The organism is Hwanghaeella grinnelliae (genome assembly GCF_004005845.1).
Lineage (GTDB): Bacteria > Pseudomonadota > Alphaproteobacteria > UBA8366 > Aestuariispiraceae > Hwanghaeella > Hwanghaeella grinnelliae.
Genome location: NZ_SADE01000001.1, coordinates 2,252,615 through 2,272,098, shown reverse-complemented (window position 1 = coordinate 2,272,098; position 19,484 = coordinate 2,252,615). Strand labels below are relative to the sequence as shown.

The window sequence follows — 19,484 nt, the reverse complement described above, 5'->3', positions numbered from 1 at the left end:
ATTCCTCTACTTGCCTAAATTTCCGCGTTACCGTAGCTTTTTTGCGGCTTGCGCCCCGGCTTTGGTCGGGGCGACGGTCACTGTAACCCTGTTGCTGGAGGCAGACGGCGAAGGGCAAAAAACCCCGTGATTGGGGATGTTCAGGCGGCAAAAAGACCGTCGCACGGGAATCCCATTACGGGATCAAACTTCAAGTTTGGGAAGGGTCAGAGCAAAATGATTTACCTTATTATCGGCTGTGGTGTGTTAGCGGTCCTGTACGGACTGTTCACATCGCGCGCCATTATCGCCTCGAGCGCTGGCAACGAGCGCATGCAGGAAATTGCGGCGGCCATTCAGGAAGGCGCATCCGCTTACCTGAACCGCCAGTACACGACGATCGGCATCGTCGGCGTCATCGTGGCGGTCGTCCTGTTTCTATCGCTTGGCCTTACGACGGCCATTGGTTTCCTGATCGGCGCGATAATGTCCGGCGCCGCCGGCTATATTGGCATGCTGGTCTCGGTTCGCGCGAATGTGCGCACGACCGAAGCGGCACGGACGAGCCTGGCCGCGGGCCTCAGCATGTCGTTCCGCTCCGGTGCGGTGACGGGCATGTTGGTCGCCGGCTTGGCGTTGATGTCCATCGCCGTCTACTACGCCATCCTCGACGGCATGGGCGCCACCGGCCGCGACATGATCAACCCGTTGATCGGCTTGGCCTTCGGCGCATCGCTGATTTCGATTTTCGCCCGTCTCGGCGGCGGTATCTTCACCAAGGGTGCGGATGTCGGCGCGGATTTGGTCGGTAAGGTCGAAGCCGGCATCCCGGAAGACGACCCCCGCAATCCGGCGGTTATCGCCGACAATGTCGGCGACAATGTCGGCGATTGCGCGGGCATGGCGGCCGATTTGTTCGAGACCTATGTCGTCACCATCGGCGCCACAATGGTCCTGGCCCTGCTGTATCTCGGCAACGACCCGAACCTGGAACAAATGCTGATCTATCCGATGGCAATCGGCGGCGTTTGCCTGGTCGCGTCGATCATCGCGACCTTCTTCGTCCGGTTGGGCAGCAGCCAGAACATCATGGGGGCTTTGTATAAGGGCTTCTTCGCTTCGGCGGTGCTATCGGCGATCGCGCTGTATCCGATCACGGAAATGACCATCGGCACGGCCACGGAACTGACCATCGGCGGGACGACCTTCACCGGCATGGATCTGTTCTATTGTGGGATTACCGGCCTGGTCCTGACGGGCCTGATCGTCTGGGTTACCGAATACTATACCTCGACGGAATACCGTCCGGTCCGTTCGGTCGCAAAGGCGTCTGAAACCGGTCACGGCACGAACGTCATCCAAGGTCTTGCCGTTTCCATGGAAGCAACCGCGATCCCGGCGATACTGATCTGCGCCGCGATCATCGTGACCTATCTGTTCGCGGGGCTGTTCGGCATCGCCATCGCGGTGACCACGATGCTGGCCCTGGCCGGCATGGTTGTCGCGCTCGACGCCTACGGTCCGGTGACGGATAACGCAGGCGGCATCGCTGAAATGGCGGAGCTGGACGATAGCGTCCGCAACACCACGGATGCGCTGGACGCAGTGGGCAACACCACCAAGGCCGTCACCAAGGGCTATGCGATCGGTTCCGCCGGTCTCGGCGCGCTGGTGCTGTTCGCGGCCTATACGTCGGATCTGGATGCCTATTTCAGTGACGTGAAGGTCAACTTCTCGCTCTCCAACCCGTATGTCGTGGTCGGTCTATTGCTGGGTGGCTTGCTGCCCTATCTGTTCGGCGCGATGAGCATGACCGCCGTCGGCCGCGCCGGTGGTGCTGTCGTGGTCGAGGTTCGCCGTCAGTTCAAGGAACTGCCGGGCATCATGGAAGGCACGACCAAGCCCGAATACGGCCGTTGCGTCGACATGCTGACCAAGACCGCGATCAAGGAAATGGTCATCCCGTCGCTGCTGCCGATCTTCTCGCCGATCGTGATCTACTTCGTGATCAACGCGATTGCCGGCCAGGCGGCTGCCTTCGCGGCACTCGGCGCCTTGCTGTTGGGCGTGATCGTCACCGGCCTCTTCGTCGCGCTGTCGATGACGGCGGGCGGTGGTGCCTGGGACAACGCCAAGAAGTACATCGAAGACGGCAACCACGGCGGTAAAGGGTCCGAGGCCCACAAGGCCGCGGTCACCGGGGATACCGTTGGCGATCCGTACAAAGATACGGCGGGTCCGGCTGTGAACCCGATGATCAAGATCACCAATATCGTGGCGATCCTGCTTCTGGCTGCACTCGCGCACTAAACCGCGCGTAAGGCGACAAATCGAACGGGCCCGGTTCGCCGGAGCCCGGAAAAAAAACTAACCCCCGGGGCGATGCCTCGGGGGCTTTTCTTTGCAATGGCAGGCAGGGGGGCAGGCAGGGGGGTGGCCAGGGGCGGCCAGCGGAGAATCCGACCTGCCGGTTCATGTTGTAGGAGCCGAACGCGGCTAGTAACCGGTATCCGGGTTGCCGCCGAACTTGCCGACATTGCCGAAGATTTGCTCCAGAACCCCCAGTTCCTTACCGGCGGTCGGCGTCGTCCGGCTGCTGGTGGCGATTTCGCGGGCGTCGTCCTCGGTATAGGTTTCAACGTGCTGCAGGACGCCTTCATTGCTGAAATACAGCGCCAGGACCTTTTGCTCCACGACCTCTTCCGGGAAGAAGGCCCATTGCTCCGTCCGGCGGCTCATATAGTACCAGATGTTGTCGTCGAACGTGCCGATCACGGACGGGCTTCCCATGATCGATTCGACCTGGGTTTTGCGTTGTTTCCCGACTTCCAGTTGCTCGATCTGATGAGGACGCGGCAGATTTCCGCGCAGGGCCGTCTTGGGCGTACAGGCGGTGGCCGCAAGCGCGATCACTGCGACACTGGCCAAAAGGCGCGCATGTCTGCCGATTTTGGCTCGGCTGGTTCGGGAAGGTGAGGCGGATCGTTTCGTCATGGACCGGTCAACTGGTGCTTCTTCATTTGAAAGGTATACAGGGGCCGACCCGGTGCATATGGGATCGCCGGACACGCCATCCAACACGATTCCCGTAATGTTTTCCGTGCCGGGACCTTGACCCCGCCGCGTTTAGGGACGATTTGGTGGGCAAACTCGCACCGGCCCCTGTTTGTGTCAATTCAGGAACGCCATGCCAGAATGCTTGTCCCTCTGATCCGTTGAGACCCATATGCCCCTGCTGCGCGCCATTCGACGCTTTCTAGACCTGGATAGCCACGATTCCCGCGCTGTCGCGCTTTATGCGGCGGTGGTGGATCAGGCGCGCCGCCCGGTCTTCTATACTGTGATGAAGGTGCCCGATACGGTAGATGGTCGGTTCGACATGATCGTGCTGCACCTGTTCCTGATACTGAATCGATTCCCGCGCGAAGACCGACAGAACCCTGTCTTGCGGGCGATGCTGGAGGAACATTTCGCGGATATGGACAATTCCTTGCGGGAAATCGGCGTCGGTGACCTGAGCGTTCCGAAGAAGATCCATCGCATGATCGACGCGCTGTATGGGCGGTTTGAGACCTATGAGAAGGCCCTGAACGGCGCCACTCCGGTGGAAGACTTGGCCGATGCCCTGGGGCGAAACGTCTATCGTGGCGCGGTTTTGGAAGGGTCGGGGACCGTGTCCGATTCTGTTTCCAAGGCCGGGGAAAGCCCCGATTTCGGCCTCGATTCCGGCCCCGATTCCGGCGTTCTGCCGGCATCGCCTGGTATTGCGTCTGCCCAGGAAGGGCTGACGCGCTATGTTTTGGAAGCCAGGGCCGCGCTTGCGGCACAGGACCCGTCCGCCATTTTGGGCGGCCAGGTGTCCTTCCCCGAGCCGCGGCCCGGAACAGGAAATTGAAATGACTGAACACGAGAAAGAAGAGGGCGCCGCCGTTCCGGTCGAGGAACGGGAGTTCAGCGTCTGGGTCGATCCGGACTCGTTACCGGGTGAGGGACGCTACGTGCGCCTTGCGCCTACCGAATCCGAACGTATGGCGATTGCAAAGCGCCTGGGCCTGCTGGGTCTGCCGTCTTTCGAAGCGAAGGTGCATCTGCGCCCGACCAAAGGCGGTGGGCGCGGGGTTAAGGCCACCGGCACGTTTAGCGCCAAGGTCGTGCAGGCCTGCGTCGTATCGCTGGAGCCTGTCGAGGGAGAGGTCGCCGAAGAGTTCGAAGCAGAATTCGGCGCGGTTGATGACGTGGTGAATATCGAACTGACCTTGGAAGACGACGATCCCGTTGAACCTTTCGAGGACCGGGGGATCGATATCGGGGAACTGGCCGTGCAACACCTTTCCCTTTCGCTCGATCCTTATCCACGCGCCCCGGGGGTCGCGGTCGAGGACCTGCTGAATGGCGATGGCGGAAAGAAGGTCGCGGAAGTCGTTACCCTCAATGCCCCCAGCGGTCCGTTCGCAGAGCTTGCAAAACTGAAGCGTAAGGATTAAAGCACCGCCACGGTTAGAGGGTGGATCGCCGTACGGGTGTCCGCGCATGTTGTTCTATTGCATGCGGCGGCTTGTCGTCGGTGATCAAATCCTCTAAGAAGCCGCTCGTTTCTCATTTGTCGAAAGTTGAAGAAAATGGCTGTACCCAAAAGAAAGGTGAGCCGTTCGCGTCGCGATATGCGCCGGGCTCATGATTCACTGAAAAGCATGGCACATGCCGAATGCCCGAACTGCGGTGAGCTGAAGCGCCCGCATCACGTTTGCGCATCCTGCGGTCATTACGACAACCGCGAGGTTGTGGAAGCGGCCGGACTCTGATTGCCTGTTCATAAGGCGTCCGGTTGGTTGGGCGAGGACGCTAACCAGCACGCATGAGCCCGGAACGCCTCCTTGTAGGGACGGAAAAGGCCCTGCAAGGCACAAGAACAAGGCACGCGGCGGGACAACGCTTTGGCGGATCGGCTAACAATTTCGCTGGACGGTATGGGGGGCGATCACGCCCCCGATATTGTTGTTGCAGGCGCCGCGATTGCGCGCGAGCGTTTGCCGAATGCCTATTTTCTGCTGTTCGGCGACGAAGCCCGGCTTCGCCCCTTGGTGGAGGCGCAGCCCCTGCTGAAAGGGTGCGTCGAAATTCGTCACACCGACAAGGCGATTTCCAACGATGACAAACCGTCGGCGGCGTTGCGGAACGGTAAGCAGTCCAGCATGCGGCTCGCCATTGATGCGGTGAAGTCCGGTGAGGCTTCCTGTACGGTGTCAGCGGGCAATACCGGTGCCTTGATGGCGATGGCGATGTTCGGACTGCGCACCTTGCCGGGTATCGACCGGCCTGCCATCTGCTCTGTCCTGCCCACCATGAACGGCGAAAGCTGCATGCTCGATCTGGGCGCCAATGTGGAATGCAGCGCCGAAAACCTGGTGCAATTCGCGGTGATGGGCGAGGTTTTCGCCAGAACCGTCCTTGGGCTGGCCAAGCCGACGATCGGCCTGATGAACATCGGGGTCGAGGAATTGAAAGGCAATGAGGAGGTGAAGGCCGCGGCCAACACCATCCGCAACAGCAATCTACCTATTGAATTCAAGGGGTTCGTCGAAGGTGACGACATCTCTAAGGGCACGGTGGATGTCATCGTGACCGACGGTTTTACGGGCAATGTGGCGCTGAAGACCGTGGAAGGAACATCCAAACTGATCAGTACCTTTATCCGCGAGACTTTCCAAAGCAGCCTGATGGCCAAGATCGGCTATCTGTTTGCCAGCCGGTCGATCGACAAGCTGCGCCTGCGCCTGGATCCGCGACGCTACAACGGCGCGGTCTTTCTGGGTTTGAACGGGATCGTGGTGAAAAGCCATGGCGGCACCGACGGGATCGGTTTCGCGAACGCCATCGGCGTCGCTGCGGATATGGCGGTACATGGCTTCATCGATGCGATGAAGGCGGATTTTGAAGGCTTGCAGGTCGATTCCGAGGCCGCGCGGGAGGCTGCTGCACAATGAGTATAGTTCGGTCCCAGGTCGTCGGTGTCGGCAGCTACCTTCCGGAAAGAGTCCTGACCAACGACGATTTGGCGAAGACCGTCGATACCTCGGACGCCTGGATCGTCAAACGGACCGGCATCAAGCAGCGTCATATCGCGGCTGACGGGGAACTGACCTCGGATTTGGGCCGGGAAGCGGCCTTGCGGGCCATGTCGGCGGCGCAGGTGAAACCGCAAGACGTGGATCTGATCGTGCTGGCCACGACCACCCCTGACAATACGTTTCCGGCAACGGCCGCGCGTATTCAAAGCCAATTGGGCGTGACCAAGGGCCCGGCATTTGACGTTCAGGCTGTTTGCAGCGGGTTCGTCTTCGGCCTTGCCATGGCGGACAATATGCTGCGGCTGGGGCAGGCAACGACGGCTCTGGTGATCGGGGCGGAAATCTATTCCCGCATCCTGGATTGGAATGACCGGGGAACCTGCGTCCTGTTCGGCGACGGCGCTGGCGCGGCGGTTCTGCGCGCGGTGGACGGTGCGGGCAGCAACGCCGATCGCGGCATTCTCTCCACACATATTTATACCGACGGTACGCGCTACGATCAGCTCTATGTTGACGGCGGCCCGGCGACGAACGCTTCATCCGGCCATGTTCGGATGCAGGGCCAGGAAGTATTTCGTTTTGCTGTCAATAGCATGGCGTCTTCTGTTCGTACGGGACTCGAAGCAAATGGCTTGACGCTGAAAGACATCAACTGGCTGATACCGCACCAAGCCAACAGCCGGATCATCGCTAAAGTCGGCGAGACGCTGGACGTGCCGGATGAAAAAGTGATCGTCACGGTGCAGAACCATGCCAATACATCGGCCGCGACAATACCGCTGGCGTTGACCCACGGATTCGAGCGTCAATTGTTCAAACCGGGCGATCTGCTGGCACTGACGGCGATGGGCGGGGGCTTCTCCTGGGGTTCGGCGATTCTGCGCTGGTAACGATTGGTAGTTCTGTCCGAGAGAACAATCGTTTTCCGTTCGGAGCTTCTCGTTGACCTCGGTAAAGCCCGACGTTAACCTCATGAAATAGCCAAAGTTTTGCGCAACGACGCCGAGGCGGTTTTGGGGGGTAATCCCGACCTACCCGGCTCTTTCACAGTCCTGCAAAGGCGGCGGGGGAGAATATGGTGGAGAAGACGGTTACCCGTGCGGAGCTATCCGAGGCGGTATACCAGGAAGTTGGCCTTTCCCGGAATGAATCGGCGGACCTTGTCGAGGCGGTTCTGGGGGAGATGTCGGATGCGCTGACACGTGGAGAGTCGGTGAAGATTTCTTCGTTTGGCAGTTTTTCCGTCCGTCAGAAGGGCGAGCGGATCGGCCGGAACCCCAAGACGGGTGAGGAAGTACCGATTCTTCCCCGCAAAGTCTTGGTTTTCAGGCCGAGTCACGTTCTGAAGAACAGAATCAACGCGAATCTGAAAGACTAGCCATCGGTATAGCCGGATTGGATAGGTTTGTAGCCGGATGGAAACGTCGCGGCGCAGTAGGACAGTTATTGAGCTGGGACAATTATTGACTATGGCAGAAAACTCCGCAGCCAAGGGTGGTCAAACTGAACCGAAAGGCGGCAAGTCCGCCGCCGCGTTCCGCACCATCAGCGAAGTCTCGTCGGAGCTCGATATTCCGCAACATGTCCTGCGCTTCTGGGAAACGAAGTTCACCCAGGTAAAACCGATGAAACGCGCTGGCGGCCGGCGGTACTACCGGCCGGAGGATGTTCAGCTTCTGTCCCGCATTCGCGATCTGCTGTATTCCGAAGGCTATACGATCCGCGGCGTACAGAAACTGTTGCGCGAAAAAGGCCCGAAAGGGTTGCTTGCCGAACCCGAAGTCAATACCGCGCCGACGGAAGCCCCGGTAGAGGCGGCAGCGCCCGTACCGGAAGATACCGGACCGCAAGGGTCGCTGTTCCCGTTGCCACCGCCGGGCATGCCGGCCGCGACGAAAACGGTTTTAAGGGAAGTCCTGGCCGAATTGAAGGAAATCAGGGCGTCGCTTTAACCGCCGACCGCTATTGCGTCCGTGCAAGCAGGTCCGACAACTCAGCCTCGATCTCGGTAAGTCCCGGATGTGCCGCCTGTTTTGGAATAGGCGCGCCCTTGATCCGTTCAAGGGCCTTGCCTGAAAGCGGGACGACCGCTTCGGCCACGGATTCCATCTCGTCGAATTTGCCGTTGCAATGTAGAAGCAGGTCGCACCCGGCCGCGACGGCCTTATCCGCGCGATAGGCCATTTCACCTGTCAGGGCATTCATCGAAAGATCGTCGGTCATCAACGGACCGTCAAAACCGATCCTGTCCCGAATGATTTCCTGAATTCCGGTTGCCGATTGCGTGATCGGACGGTCGGGATCGACAGCGGTGAGGACAAGATGCGCCGTCATTCCCCAGGTCTTTTGCCGGCAATTGGCGAATGGCCTGAAATCAGTCTTCGCCAAGAGTTCCAGGCCGGTATCGATCACGGGCAGACCATGATGGCTATCGACCAAGGCCCGGCCATGCCCGGGCAGATGTTTGATGACCGGCATGACGCCGGCTTGCCGGAAGCCGTCGATCGCCGCGCGGCCCAGTTTTCCGACCAATTCCGGGTCATTGCCGTATGATCGGTCGCCGATCACGTCGCTTGCCCCCTCGAACCGAAGGTCCAGGCAGGGCGCACAGTCGACGGTGATGCCGAGGTCCCGCAATTGCACCCCAATCCCAAGCGCATGAAGATAGGCAGCGCGCAGCCCTTGTTTCTCGTCAATCAGGGCCAGTTCCGCGATTGCGCCCGCGGGCGGGGCTTCCCGGAAATGCGGCCCGCGCAGGCGTTGGACCCGGCCGCCTTCCTGATCGATCAAGATCGGTAGGTCATCGCGCCCGCTGATCTCGCGCAGGCTTTTGGTCAAGGCCCGTACCTGTTCGGCATCCTTGATGTTCCGTGCGAACAGAATGTAGCCGAAAGGATCCATGTCGCGGAAGAAAGCGCGTTCCTGCGCGGTCGGCATGGTTTCTTCCAGACCATAAATCACATTACTTGCAGGCATCTCTGATTATTGCTCCGTGCCGGTTAGGGGGCGGCGTTGACGGCTGTATCCCACCCGTTCGGTTCGTACAGGACAATGGTGCTGCCGGGCGCCCCGATTTTGAACTCGACGGGAACGAGGTCTGCGAGTGCGCTCAGCAAGGTTGGCTTGCGTTCGGGGGGCACGACGAAAAGCATGAAGCCTCCGCCGCCGGCGCCCAACAGTTTGCCGCCATAGGCCCCGGCGTCGATGCCGGCTTGATAGATCTCGTCGACCCTGTCGGTCGAAACCGTTTCATGGATTTCGCGTTTGTTGCGCCAGGATTCTCCCATCAGCCGGCCGAATTCGGCAATATCCCGGTTCGGGGAAATCAGGATGTTGAAGGCTTCATCGGCCATTTGTTGGATGTTTTTCAACTGGGCCTGACGCTTTGGAATATTGTCGATCTGGTTCTTGGCGTATTGGTCCGCATAGCGCGCGAAACCGGTAAAGACCAGGACTAGGTGGCTTTCCAGGGCGCGGCGGCGCTCTGCCGATATCACCAGCGGCGTAACCGTCCGCGATCCATCCGGCTTGAAGTCGACATAGTTCGTTCCGCCGTATGCCGCCCATATTTGGTCCTGGTCGCCGACATTCTCGCCGATCAGATCCTGTTCGATATGGGTGACTTCATCGGCAAGTCGGGCCGGTTTGTGCATCCGGCCCAGAAGGGCGGAGGCGGCGTTGTACATGCCGCAGGTGAAGGACGAACTGGACCCAAGGCCGGTCCTGGCGGGCAAATCGCCGTCGTGATGGATTTCGACGCCCTTGTGGATGTCCAGATACTGCAGGACCGCGCGGACGCTGGGATGCTCAATCTGCTCAATAGCGTCGACCGTCTCGACCTTGGAATAGACGATGCGATGTTTGTGTTCGAAGAACGGCGGTAGGTGGCGGATCGTGACATGACAGTATTTGTCTATCGCGGTGCCGATGACCGCGCCACCGTGCTCTCGGTACCACGCGGGATAATCCGTTCCGCCGCCGAAAAACGAGACGCGATAGGGGGTTCGGGCAATAATCATCTGCGGCGATCTCTTCTGAGATGTCCAATCATTTGGGTGGATCGGGCTTCTGCCCGTCGCGTTTCAACGTGTTTCACTATATCCGTGCCTTCGGTTCCGTGGCAAAGGTTTGCTGAGAGGGTGGCCATGCCTGCTGGCCACCATCGGCTGAATCCCTGTAGACGAAAACCCATGAGCAAAAATTTCGACAATGATCTGATTTCAAGGCTTTATCGGAAGATCCGACTGATCCGCCGGATGGAAGAAGTCGTGGCTGAGATTTATCCCAGTGACAAGATCAAGAGCCCGGTCCACCTCTCCATCGGGCAGGAGGCGATTTCCGTCGCTTTCTGCGATCCGCTGCGGCGCCAGGACGTGGTGTCGATGACCTATCGCGGGCATGCGGCATTTCTCGCCAAAGGCGGGTCGCCGTCCGGCATGATGGCCGAACTTTATGGCAAGCGGGACGGGGTCGCCCACGGAATCGCGGGATCCATGCATCTGGTCGACATGGATAACGGTATTTTGGGCGCCTCAGCGGTGGTCGGAACCACTATTCCCGTGGCCGTCGGTTATGCGATGGCGATCAAGATGCGGGGCGAAGACCGCGTCGTGGTCTGTTTCCTGGGCGATGGCGCGACTGAGGAGGGGGTTTTCCCCGAAAGCCTCAACTTCGCGGCGCTGCATGGCCTACCGATATTGTTCGTCTGTGAGAACAACGGCCTGGCGATTCATTCGCCACTGTCCAATCGTTGGGCTCAACCGGATCTCTGCCGACGGGTTGAGGGATATGGTGTGGAGACCCACCGCTTCGAGGATATGGACACAATCGTATTGCGGGCCTGGGCGGCGGAGCGGATCGAGGCGATCCGCACGGGGGCGTCAGAAGGGCCGATTTTCGCTGAATGCCCGACCTATCGATGGCTTCAACATGTCGGGCCGAACGATGACCACGATCAGGACTATCGCGATGCCGGCGAAGCGGCGCACTGGCGGGGCAAGGACGAGGTAGCGCGCCTGGGCGACGCCTTGGCCCCCGATATGCGGTCAGCCATAGATGAGGAGGTTGAGGCTATTATCGCCGAGGCGGTCGCCTATGCCGAATCCAGCCCCTTCCCGCAGCCGGGTGAACTGAATGTTGGCGCCTATGCCTGACATGACCGCCTATAAGGAGGCCGTGCGCCTGGGCATCGCGCGTGCGATGCGGGCGGACGACGACGTCTTCCTGTTCGGTTTGGATGTGGACGACCACCTGGGCATTCAGGGGACGACTTTGGGGCTGGCGGAAGAATTCGGCGCAAAGCGGTGTTTCGGAACCCCGTTGTCGGAAGATGCGATGACCGGCGTTGCCATTGGGGCGGCCATGGCCGGAATGCGCCCGATCCACACCCATATCCGGATGGACTTCCTGCTGCTCTGCATGAACCAATTGGTGAACATCGCCGCCAAGGCGCATTACATGTTCGGCGGCCAGGTGACGGTGCCGATGGTGGCGCGTGGCATCATCGGGAAATCCTGGGGGCAGGGGGCGCAGCACAGCCAGGGCCTGCATAGCCTTTTCATGCATATTCCGGGGCTGCACGTTGTCGCCCCCGCCACGCCGCAGGATGCGATGACCTGCATGATGGCCTCTGTTGCCGACAACAACCCGGTCGTCTTCGTCGAACACCGCCTGCTCTACAACCGTGAAGGCCCGGTGGATATCTCCGCCGGCGCCTCGACCATCGGCAAGGGGCGGGTCTGCCGGGAAGGCGGTGATGTCACCATCGTCGGGATATCGAACATGCTGCATGACGCCTTGAAGGCGGCGGCCTTGCTGGAACAGGCGAATGTTTCAGCCGAAGTGATCGATCCGATCTGGCTTGCGCCGCTGGACATGGATTTGATCACCCGATCCGTGGAGAAAACCGGCCGGCTTATCGTCGCGGATGCCGCCTGGACCGCTTGCGGCGCATCGGCTGAGATCGTCGCCGCTGTTGCCGAGCGCGTGCCCGGCGTCCAGGTGGCGCGGATCGGCTTCGCACCGACGCCATGCCCGACGACACCGTCGCTGGAAAAGGCCTTCTACCCCGATGCCGTGACCATCTGCGTGGCCGCCATGCGCCTTGCCGTGCCGGAGGCGTCCATACCGCCCTTCGCCGCCATGGCCGAGGACATGCAGCAGGACCCGGTTTTCAAGGGGCCGTTTTGAGGATGGGGTTCGGCGTCGGGCACGCAACGCCGTTTCAGGCGCATTCTGCTGATTGCTCGCGGCTGCAACGTCCACGGAGGATGGGTGACATAACGGGGGGCCGTGATGGAGGGGCGTGCACTGCGTTACAGGAAGATTTGAAATACTTCTGTTTTCCGCAGCCTTACCCGACGGACAATAATAATGCTGTATGACGATAATCTTGAAGCGCTCAAACCGTATCTCAGTCCGGAGCATTATGAATTTCTCCGCCGGAAAGAGCCGTGCGGCGTGGAGATCTTGCCGGTGGACCCCGACGGTACCCGGCACAACATGTTCATAGAAGGACGGCCGCATTATCATCCCGATGCCGAGACCGTCATATCAAAACAACTCCGCGACTATTTTCAGAACCCGACCAGGGTAAATTTGGCAGAGCCTATTTACTTGATCCCGTTCGATTCCAAGAAGGCCTTAGGCAAGGCCCGCTCTGGACACTTCCTAAAAAACCAACTGCTAAACTTGGAAGGGGCGAACTATACTGGGGAGCATGCGCTTTCCACCGAAACCCGAAATGGCTTTGCCGTCATCGTCGGCTTGGGCACGGGGCGGCATGTGGAGTTTTTGATTGATAAGCTCAATTGTCAGAATTTTGTTATTTGCGACTATTACATAGATTTCCTACAGGCGTCCCTCGGGTTTACGGATTGGGTGCGGGTCGCATCAAAGTTGCGAGAAAAGCGCGCCACCTTGAAATTCCTTATGTCGGACGATCAGAGAATGCTCTCGATCGCGCTTTCCACATATTTGCGCGAGAAAGACATTGGGTTGCTTCCGGGAAGTTATTTCTATCCGCACTACGACTTGGACCGGGAACTGACGCTCTACAAGAGCATCGTCTCAGAGTTCAATTCCATAAAGGGATACAACGGTTGGGCGGAAGACGAATCCATTCATCTAAGGAATATCTGCGATAATCTTCGCAAGGCCGTGCACCAGGCGCATGGCCAGACTGACGAGGAGCGACCGCGCTATTCTTTCATCGCGCCGTCGAAGACGAATGAAAAATCTTCAAAGCCCGTCGTTGTTGCCGGCAGCGGTCCGTCGCTTACGCAATTCATTCCAGCTCTTGCGGAAATTCGGGAAGACGTGATTTTGGTAGGTGCCGGAACGTCGCTGAAGCCTCTCGCCGAGGCCGGATTGTATCCGGATCTGCATTTTGAGCTCGAGAACACGCCGATGGTCGTGGATCAACTGTCCACGGTCGAAAATCCCGATGCGTTCAAGCAGACGACGTTGGTCGCATCTGTGTCCGTCGATAGACAGGTCAGCGACATGTTCGACGATGTCTATTTTTTCAATCGTACCGGGGATATGGTTCTTCATGCGTTGAGACCAATTCTGGAGCCTTTTCCGGAAAGTGGCGGCACGGCTGTAAACAGCGCCCTTAACCTATGCCTGACATTGAATCCCCCGGCTATTTTTCTTGCCGGGGTCGACTACGCCTATAGTGCGGACGGCGCGCATCACGTCGAGAATGTCGCCTATAATCACAAGGCCTGGACCACAAAGAATCCGGGGTTCATCAAGCCGCCGGACTCGCGCTCCATTCCCGGGAACGATGGCCGCAATGTTCAAACGACCGACAATTGGGCTTTCATGCTTTCGCTGACCAATCGTCTGCTGTTGCAAAATGAGTCGGAAACGCTTGTTTACAATTGCGGAGAAGGGGCGGCTATTGCCAAAGCAGACCCTGTACTCGATCCAGCACGCTTCCTCGCCCTGGTGAGGGAACATTGCCGAGACGTCGAATTGGCGCGCGAGAGCGGCTTGTCACCCTTGGCCGGGTTGAACTACGTCACACTCGGTGAAACCGAGTTGGCGGCTTTCATCGACAATGCCGCCGCCATGCTTCAGGAGTCGGAAAAACTGGTTCTCGACTTGGTGTCAATATTCCAAGCAAAGACCGAAAAATTATACCCTAATATCCCATTGGCCGATATGGACCGCCTCGTCGTCGACGCATTTGAAGAGTCATTCGAGCGGATAAATACCGTGTCGTCCAAAGACCTCGGCGCGGCGACCCTCATTCGAGAGGAATGCAGGTACTCTTTTCATATCCTACGCCAATATTTCGTTACGCAGTCGGCTGATAGCGTAGGCTCTTTTCTGAAAAAAGGCCTTCGTTTCCTGTGTGAATCCCTGATCAGAACGATGGCCCGTTTTCGGCTAGAAGCGGAACGTTCGATCGCCGGTACCGGCCTTATGACATTCGATTCCGAGCATTCGACGAATGAGTTGTATGGCTTGTACAGATGTTGGTGGGAAGCTCTTTTCGACTTCGATACGGACGGCGTTCTGCGGAACTTGGGCGCGATGCTGCCGCTTCTGGCAGACCCTTGTTGGACCGTCGAGGAAACGATCGGCTGGTATCTTTGCCAATTTCCGCAAGACTCGGAGGAACTTGAACCACTCTTCGATTTCGTCAACAAGACCTCGATTCCGGGGTATTGGGACTCTTGTCCGTATTGCGGGGCGACAGAGTTGAAAGTCGATAACGTCATCCGCACGCCGATGCAGGTGATGCCGTCGTTGAAATGCGGGCAATGCTCGCAGACGTTCTTCTCCCGTAAGAATTTTCAAACGAAGATGCTGCCCGCGCATTTGATGTCCATGTCCCATGACAAACACGACCGCCTGCAGTGTTACAGGAAAGATCGCGGCGGGCTGGAAGAGTACATAGACCTGTATCTCGAATATTCTTTTAGATGCGGTAACGAGGACTTCGCGCTGTCCGGCGATTTCGAGCACGAGAAAAAGAAACTCAAAGATTTCTGCCGCGTTGAATTTCCAAATGCACAATGGGAAGGGCTCTAGAAAAAAGCTGCCCCTAGGACGTGGCCGCAGGCGCTAAACTGACGCCGCCTACGCTTCCGGCGCGCCAAGAAACCGTGTTTCCTACAGCGCATAATTATCGACGATTTCCTTATGCACTTTCTCCAGGTCCCAGGAAATGCGGCGCGCATCCGCGATGCGATCGGGCGCGAGATACTCCTGGGTCGCGTATCCCGGTAGAAGGAGGATTTCCTTGTTCCGCTCCAGCGCGATATCCACGGCCTTGTCGAACCATATATGCGCGCTTTTCGCGGAATAGGGACCGCACAGAAAGATCAGAAACTTCGCGGGTATGATCTGAGCGAGCAGGATCGAGGTCAGTTTTTCTTTTCCTGCGTCGGAATGAACACGGATCGCCGGATCGTACCACGGGACGCTGTAGTTGACCCAGGGGCTGCCGGGAAACTGCTCGATCATCTGAGCGAGGCGGTTCCAATCATCGTGAAAGCGCCAAGCATGCGTAATGAAAACGGGGATCTTTTTTTCGCGCGTTTCTGCCATGTGTCGATTTTCTTCTTTCCCGAATATTGCAGTTTGCGTTGTGCCGTCTATCGCGATTCAGCGGCCAGGTCTTTCCCGTATGGCAGTGTGTCGGTGAATTGATCATGCCTGCCGTCTCGGCAGAAGAAATATCCGGACGGCCCGCCGGCAGGTTGCGCAAGAAGAAGAAGCGTCATGGGTAGAACTTCTTCCGGTTTGGCCGTTGATCCTTGATTCATTTCGGTTCGGGCTTCCCATGGATTAAGGGCGTTGATCTGAATATCTGCGCCCGGAAACTGCATGCGGGCCTCCTCGGCCAGGGACATGGTCAGATTGTTCAAGGCGGCTTTGCTGACATTGTATGGGCCGACGGAACCCTTTGCCGACCAACCGGCCCGAGATGTCATGTTGACGATCCGTATCGGGTTACTGTCGTGAAATCGCGCGATGAATTCCCGGCTCAGAAACCATGGTGCGGTCACATTGGTTCGCATGAGCTTTTCCCATTCCTCGACACCGTAGGAGAAGAGGGGCACCGGTTTGGCGATATCCCTCGCACACGGCAACGCGGCGCTGTTTACGAGCAGGGCGGGGTGATTCATCTCTCGCTCGACCCAGTCCAGCATCGTCAATTGGCTGTTGAAGTCGCATAGGTCGGTTGGGCAAACCAGAGTATCGACAGAGGGCTCCGAATTCTCCCGACACTTCTCTGCGGTTTCCTCCAGCTTTTCCCGCCGCCTGCCGACAAGAATGACATTCGCGCCGGCGCCCGCAAGTGCTGTTGCAATTGCCTGTCCGTAACCCGTGCCGGCGCCGGTAACCAACGCGGCGAGCCCGCGAAACCGCTGCCATGCCTTCGGGGACAAACCGAAACGATGGTCGCGCATGCCCTCTAAGGCGAGGTCCTGCTGGGGGAGTGAGGTCCTCAAACCCTTACCTGGGCCCGCCCGTAAACCATTTCCGTTTGGCGCTTTTCCAGAATTTGCTCAATCACCGCATCGTTCGAAACGTCGCGCAAAACACCGGGCCAGGTCATGACGTCCACCTGGGTCAGATCAACGTCGCCATACTGTTTCGGCAGCCCGTAGACAAACCCCTCATAGCCGATAACGAGATAGCTATCGACTTCTTCCAGCAGTTTCGGTTGTTCGAAGAAGTTTCCGAATGCCGGCCCGAATGCTTCTTGCATATTCCCGTCATTCTCGTCGGCATGCGCATTCGTTGTCTTCCCCTCATTTTGGGGCGCTTGCGCTGCCATGTCTTTGGCAAATCGGACGGCGTCTTCCAAATGGGCAAAGGACCGAATGCCATACCTCTTCAAGTCATTGACCATGTGCGCTTCCATACGGTGCACCGACAAAGGTACGGCATAGAAATCACTGTCCGACCCGATAATTTTGTAATTGTCCGTTCGGGTAATCAGCCGGCCGAACCAATTCGCGACCTTGTATTCGACGACCTTGCAGGAACGCACCGTATCGGCACTGGCTTTTGCGTCAGTATCTGCCAAAGAGACCGCGTAAAAAAAACCGTCGTATTCGAAGAAGGCTGCGTCTTTCATGAACGGGGACAGCCTCAGCTCCGGCTTCCCCTTGGTGTCTTCACTGATGCGTTTTCGATACATACTGCGTGAATTGGCCCAATCCAAACTTTCGTCGATGATACTCTTGACGGCTTGTTCGGTCAGGTCGGTGATGACCCCCGGTTTCATTACCCCCGTCATCAGGAAAGACACGTCCTCGATGTTTTCCGGCACGGCGTAGAACGTGTCTGACAGTTCGTAGATATCGAACCCCTTGTAGTTCTCCCTCAAGACGGGGTTGGGCAAGACGTGCTCATTGTGCTCCGTCTCAGGCTGCGGAATCGCGACGCGATGAACGTCCTTGTTCTCCACCACGTCCTCGATCACGCGTTTGGCCCAGTCGCCGATCGTGAAGTCGCTTTCGTGCAATCGCAGAAGGATTTTCTCAAACCATCTCTTGCGGACGTTTGCATCGATATAGGGTTCTTCAGAATACCAAAGATGCGCCGGAATTGCTCGGAAGTAGCGCTTATACAGTTCTTCCTGTGGCAATCTGAATTTGATATTGTGTTCTTCGGGTTCCAGCCAGTAAACGCTGCCGTTCGAAAGAATCAGCGGATTGATATTTGCCAGCCGATTTATGTATTTCTTGTTCTGCAGTATAAGATCGATGCCCTCATCGATGTCTTCCTCGGTTTCCCCCGGAACACCGATCACCCAATTTATTTCCGATGCGATCCCAGCTTCATGGCAATCTCTGAGGACATTGGAAATGGTCTCCGTCGTATAGCCCTTCTTTTGTAACCGAAGTGCGTTTGCGGAGAATGCATCGACACCGAAGCGGAGGGCGACGAACCCTGCCTTCTTGAGCTTGTCGAAATAGGCCCGGGTGCATTTCTTGTGAATGCGAAGCTGGCCTGTGAGCAGAACCTTTAGCCCGCGGCGTATGATTTCGTCGCAGATCGCCAGCAGCATTTCGGGGTGGCCGTTCAGGTCGCTTTCATTGAACATGAACAGGTGGCATCCTTTGGAAGCCAGCCATTCCAGTTCATCGACGAAATTCTTGGGCGAACGGATGCGCCAGTAAAAACGTTCGGCGCAGAAAGTGCAGCGGGCCCAACGGCACCCCCGGCTCGCGATAACGGGCGTCAGGCGGTACCCGTTGAAATTCACATAGATATCGGTGCCGATCCATTCGTATTTGGGGAAATCCAGCTCATCCAGATTATGCTGCATGGGTGCAGGAATGAACGGTATTTTCGTATCGTCATTCCTGGATATGACGCCCGGCATGTTGGCGACATGCTCATCCCGGATCAAGGATTCCACCAGGGGGCCGATCGACAGGTCGGCTTCGCCGACACACATGTAATCCGCTTCCGGGAAGGCCCTCAGACCGATATCGGCATTGTAACAACTATAGCCGCCCAACAGAATAATCGTTTCCGGTGACCTGGCCCGTACGATGTTGATCAGGCGTCTGGAAAACGTCTCGTTGCATGCCTGAATGGACATGGCGAGTATCTTCGGGCGCGCGGCGACAATCTTGTCCGCGACCTCGTTGATGACGGGCCCGAAGTAATCGATGACCTCCGACATGAACCAGATGTCGTAATGCGCCGCTTGCCAAGGGTCTTCCGGCATCTCCAGACCGGAAGGCAGAACTACCGAGTCACAGAGATTGTGAATTCTGTGAATGTGGTAATTGTGATAGGTGATGATATCCAGATCGAGCGTTTGGAAATTCGCGGTCGTCTTCTTTAGGGCGTTGTGGACATAGGCAAGCCCATTCGGCATGAGCGAAAGATTTCGTGCCGGGCAATCCAACAAAAGAAGGTCCAGACCGGGCTGAATTTCGACCTTCGGCACTTCAAGTGGATAAACGCTCAGGGAGGAATTGCCCCAACAGTAATAAGGGATTTGCTCCGGACAGATCGTGGTGAGACAGGAAAAATCCAGGACAGTGGGCTGTGCCCGGAACAGTTTCTTGATGCCCAACTGCATGTCGAAATAGTCCCGCGCATCGATCTCCGCGATGAAAATAGTCGGTAAACCGGTTGGGTGATCGTCGGCCAGCGCCGCCAGCCCGGACTCATCGATAAATTCGACGTCAAGCGATGCCAGGGCGGGTGAATCCTGCTGAAGGTCCCGAAAGAAGGTTGTACGGGCGTATACATAAAGCCGCTCTTGGGAGCGCAAAAAGCCGGCCAATTCTTCACAGAGCCGGGAAAAGGCCTCGGTTTCTCTGTCGATCAGGTTGAACAGGCGGTAGGGAGAGAAGAACACTCTCTTCCCCTCGGCTTCGAACTCACTGATTCCATCACTGAGTTTAAGGATGTTCTTTGCCGTCATTTCCATCTTTGCTGCTCATT

17 protein-coding genes are annotated in these 19,484 nt (G+C 57.8%); 11 read left to right on the top strand and 6 right to left on the bottom strand.

Annotated features, from left to right (window positions below; all coding sequences use genetic code 11):
• Nucleotides 1-216 precede the first annotated feature (216 nt).
• Entirely contained in the window at nt 217-2,289 is a 2,073-nt protein-coding gene (locus EOI86_RS10485) for a sodium-translocating pyrophosphatase (RefSeq protein ID WP_127764998.1), read from the top strand.
• Between the two features lie 186 nt (nt 2,290-2,475).
• Here the strand turns inward: EOI86_RS10485 and EOI86_RS10480 are convergent, their stop codons facing one another.
• Nucleotides 2,476-2,973, bottom strand: coding sequence for an outer membrane protein assembly factor BamE (locus tag EOI86_RS10480; RefSeq protein ID WP_127764997.1), 498 nt, complete (start codon nt 2,971-2,973; stop codon nt 2,476-2,478).
• A gap of 232 nt (nt 2,974-3,205) precedes the next feature.
• On the opposite strand from EOI86_RS10480, the gene EOI86_RS10475 reads away from it, so the two are divergent.
• The 7 genes from EOI86_RS10475 to EOI86_RS10445 all read left to right on the top strand — a co-directional run bounded on the left by EOI86_RS10475 (nt 3,206) and on the right by EOI86_RS10445 (nt 7,999).
• Nucleotides 3,206-3,874, top strand: coding sequence for a ubiquinol-cytochrome C chaperone family protein (locus tag EOI86_RS10475; protein ID WP_127764996.1), 669 nt, complete (start codon nt 3,206-3,208; stop codon nt 3,872-3,874).
• A 1-nt stretch (nt 3,875) separates the two neighbouring features.
• Entirely contained in the window at nt 3,876-4,463 is a 588-nt protein-coding gene (locus EOI86_RS10470) for a DUF177 domain-containing protein (protein WP_161973775.1), read from the top strand.
• Nucleotides 4,464-4,598: 135 nt separating this feature from the next.
• Nucleotides 4,599-4,781: a 50S ribosomal protein L32 gene (rpmF, locus tag EOI86_RS10465; protein ID WP_127764994.1), complete on the top strand. Its 183-nt coding sequence runs from the start codon at nt 4,599-4,601 to the stop codon at nt 4,779-4,781.
• Nucleotides 4,782-4,913: 132 nt separating this feature from the next.
• Nucleotides 4,914-5,963 (top strand): phosphate acyltransferase PlsX, encoded by a 1,050-nt coding sequence (gene plsX, locus EOI86_RS10460; RefSeq protein WP_127764993.1) that lies wholly within the window; start codon nt 4,914-4,916, stop codon nt 5,961-5,963.
• Nucleotides 5,960-6,937 (top strand): beta-ketoacyl-ACP synthase III, encoded by a 978-nt coding sequence (locus EOI86_RS10455; RefSeq protein WP_127764992.1) that lies wholly within the window; start codon nt 5,960-5,962, stop codon nt 6,935-6,937. The genes plsX and EOI86_RS10455 overlap by 4 nt, the downstream gene beginning before the upstream one ends.
• Before the next feature lie 185 nt (nt 6,938-7,122).
• Entirely contained in the window at nt 7,123-7,425 is a 303-nt protein-coding gene (locus tag EOI86_RS10450) for an integration host factor subunit alpha (RefSeq protein ID WP_127764991.1), read from the top strand.
• A 91-nt stretch (nt 7,426-7,516) separates the two neighbouring features.
• Nucleotides 7,517-7,999: a MerR family transcriptional regulator gene (locus EOI86_RS10445; protein WP_127764990.1), complete on the top strand. Its 483-nt coding sequence runs from the start codon at nt 7,517-7,519 to the stop codon at nt 7,997-7,999.
• Nucleotides 8,000-8,009: 10 nt separating this feature from the next.
• Here EOI86_RS10445 and nagZ read toward each other — a convergent pair whose 3' ends face one another.
• Complete coding sequence (gene nagZ / locus EOI86_RS10440; RefSeq protein ID WP_127764989.1) at nt 8,010-9,023, bottom strand: beta-N-acetylhexosaminidase; 1,014 nt, start codon at nt 9,021-9,023, stop codon at nt 8,010-8,012.
• A 23-nt stretch (nt 9,024-9,046) separates the two neighbouring features.
• Entirely contained in the window at nt 9,047-10,066 is a 1,020-nt protein-coding gene (locus EOI86_RS10435) for a GHMP family kinase ATP-binding protein (RefSeq protein WP_127764988.1), read from the bottom strand.
• Nucleotides 10,067-10,237: 171 nt separating this feature from the next.
• On the opposite strand from EOI86_RS10435, the gene EOI86_RS10430 reads away from it, so the two are divergent.
• The 3 genes from EOI86_RS10430 to EOI86_RS10420 all read left to right on the top strand — a co-directional run bounded on the left by EOI86_RS10430 (nt 10,238) and on the right by EOI86_RS10420 (nt 15,092).
• Nucleotides 10,238-11,200: a thiamine pyrophosphate-dependent dehydrogenase E1 component subunit alpha gene (locus tag EOI86_RS10430; protein ID WP_127764987.1), complete on the top strand. Its 963-nt coding sequence runs from the start codon at nt 10,238-10,240 to the stop codon at nt 11,198-11,200.
• Complete coding sequence (locus EOI86_RS10425; RefSeq protein ID WP_205032122.1) at nt 11,181-12,236, top strand: alpha-ketoacid dehydrogenase subunit beta; 1,056 nt, start codon at nt 11,181-11,183, stop codon at nt 12,234-12,236. Before EOI86_RS10430 ends, EOI86_RS10425 begins: the two co-directional genes overlap by 20 nt.
• A gap of 183 nt (nt 12,237-12,419) precedes the next feature.
• Nucleotides 12,420-15,092: a motility associated factor glycosyltransferase family protein gene (locus EOI86_RS10420; protein WP_127764986.1), complete on the top strand. Its 2,673-nt coding sequence runs from the start codon at nt 12,420-12,422 to the stop codon at nt 15,090-15,092.
• An 81-nt stretch (nt 15,093-15,173) separates the two neighbouring features.
• On the opposite strand, the gene EOI86_RS10415 is transcribed toward EOI86_RS10420, so the two are convergent.
• From EOI86_RS10415 to EOI86_RS10405, 3 genes are read right to left on the bottom strand one after another with little or no spacing between them, the layout of a single operon-like run.
• On the bottom strand, nt 15,174-15,611 hold the full coding sequence (locus EOI86_RS10415; protein ID WP_127764985.1) for a TIR domain-containing protein: 438 nt from the start codon (nt 15,609-15,611) through the stop codon (nt 15,174-15,176).
• A 47-nt stretch (nt 15,612-15,658) separates the two neighbouring features.
• Nucleotides 15,659-16,519, bottom strand: a complete 861-nt coding sequence (locus EOI86_RS10410) for an SDR family NAD(P)-dependent oxidoreductase (protein WP_127764984.1) — start codon at nt 16,517-16,519, stop codon at nt 15,659-15,661.
• Nucleotides 16,516-19,470: a B12-binding domain-containing radical SAM protein gene (locus tag EOI86_RS10405; protein ID WP_127764983.1), complete on the bottom strand. Its 2,955-nt coding sequence runs from the start codon at nt 19,468-19,470 to the stop codon at nt 16,516-16,518. Before EOI86_RS10405 ends, EOI86_RS10410 begins: the two co-directional genes overlap by 4 nt.
• Between the last annotated feature and the right edge of the window lie 14 nt (nt 19,471-19,484).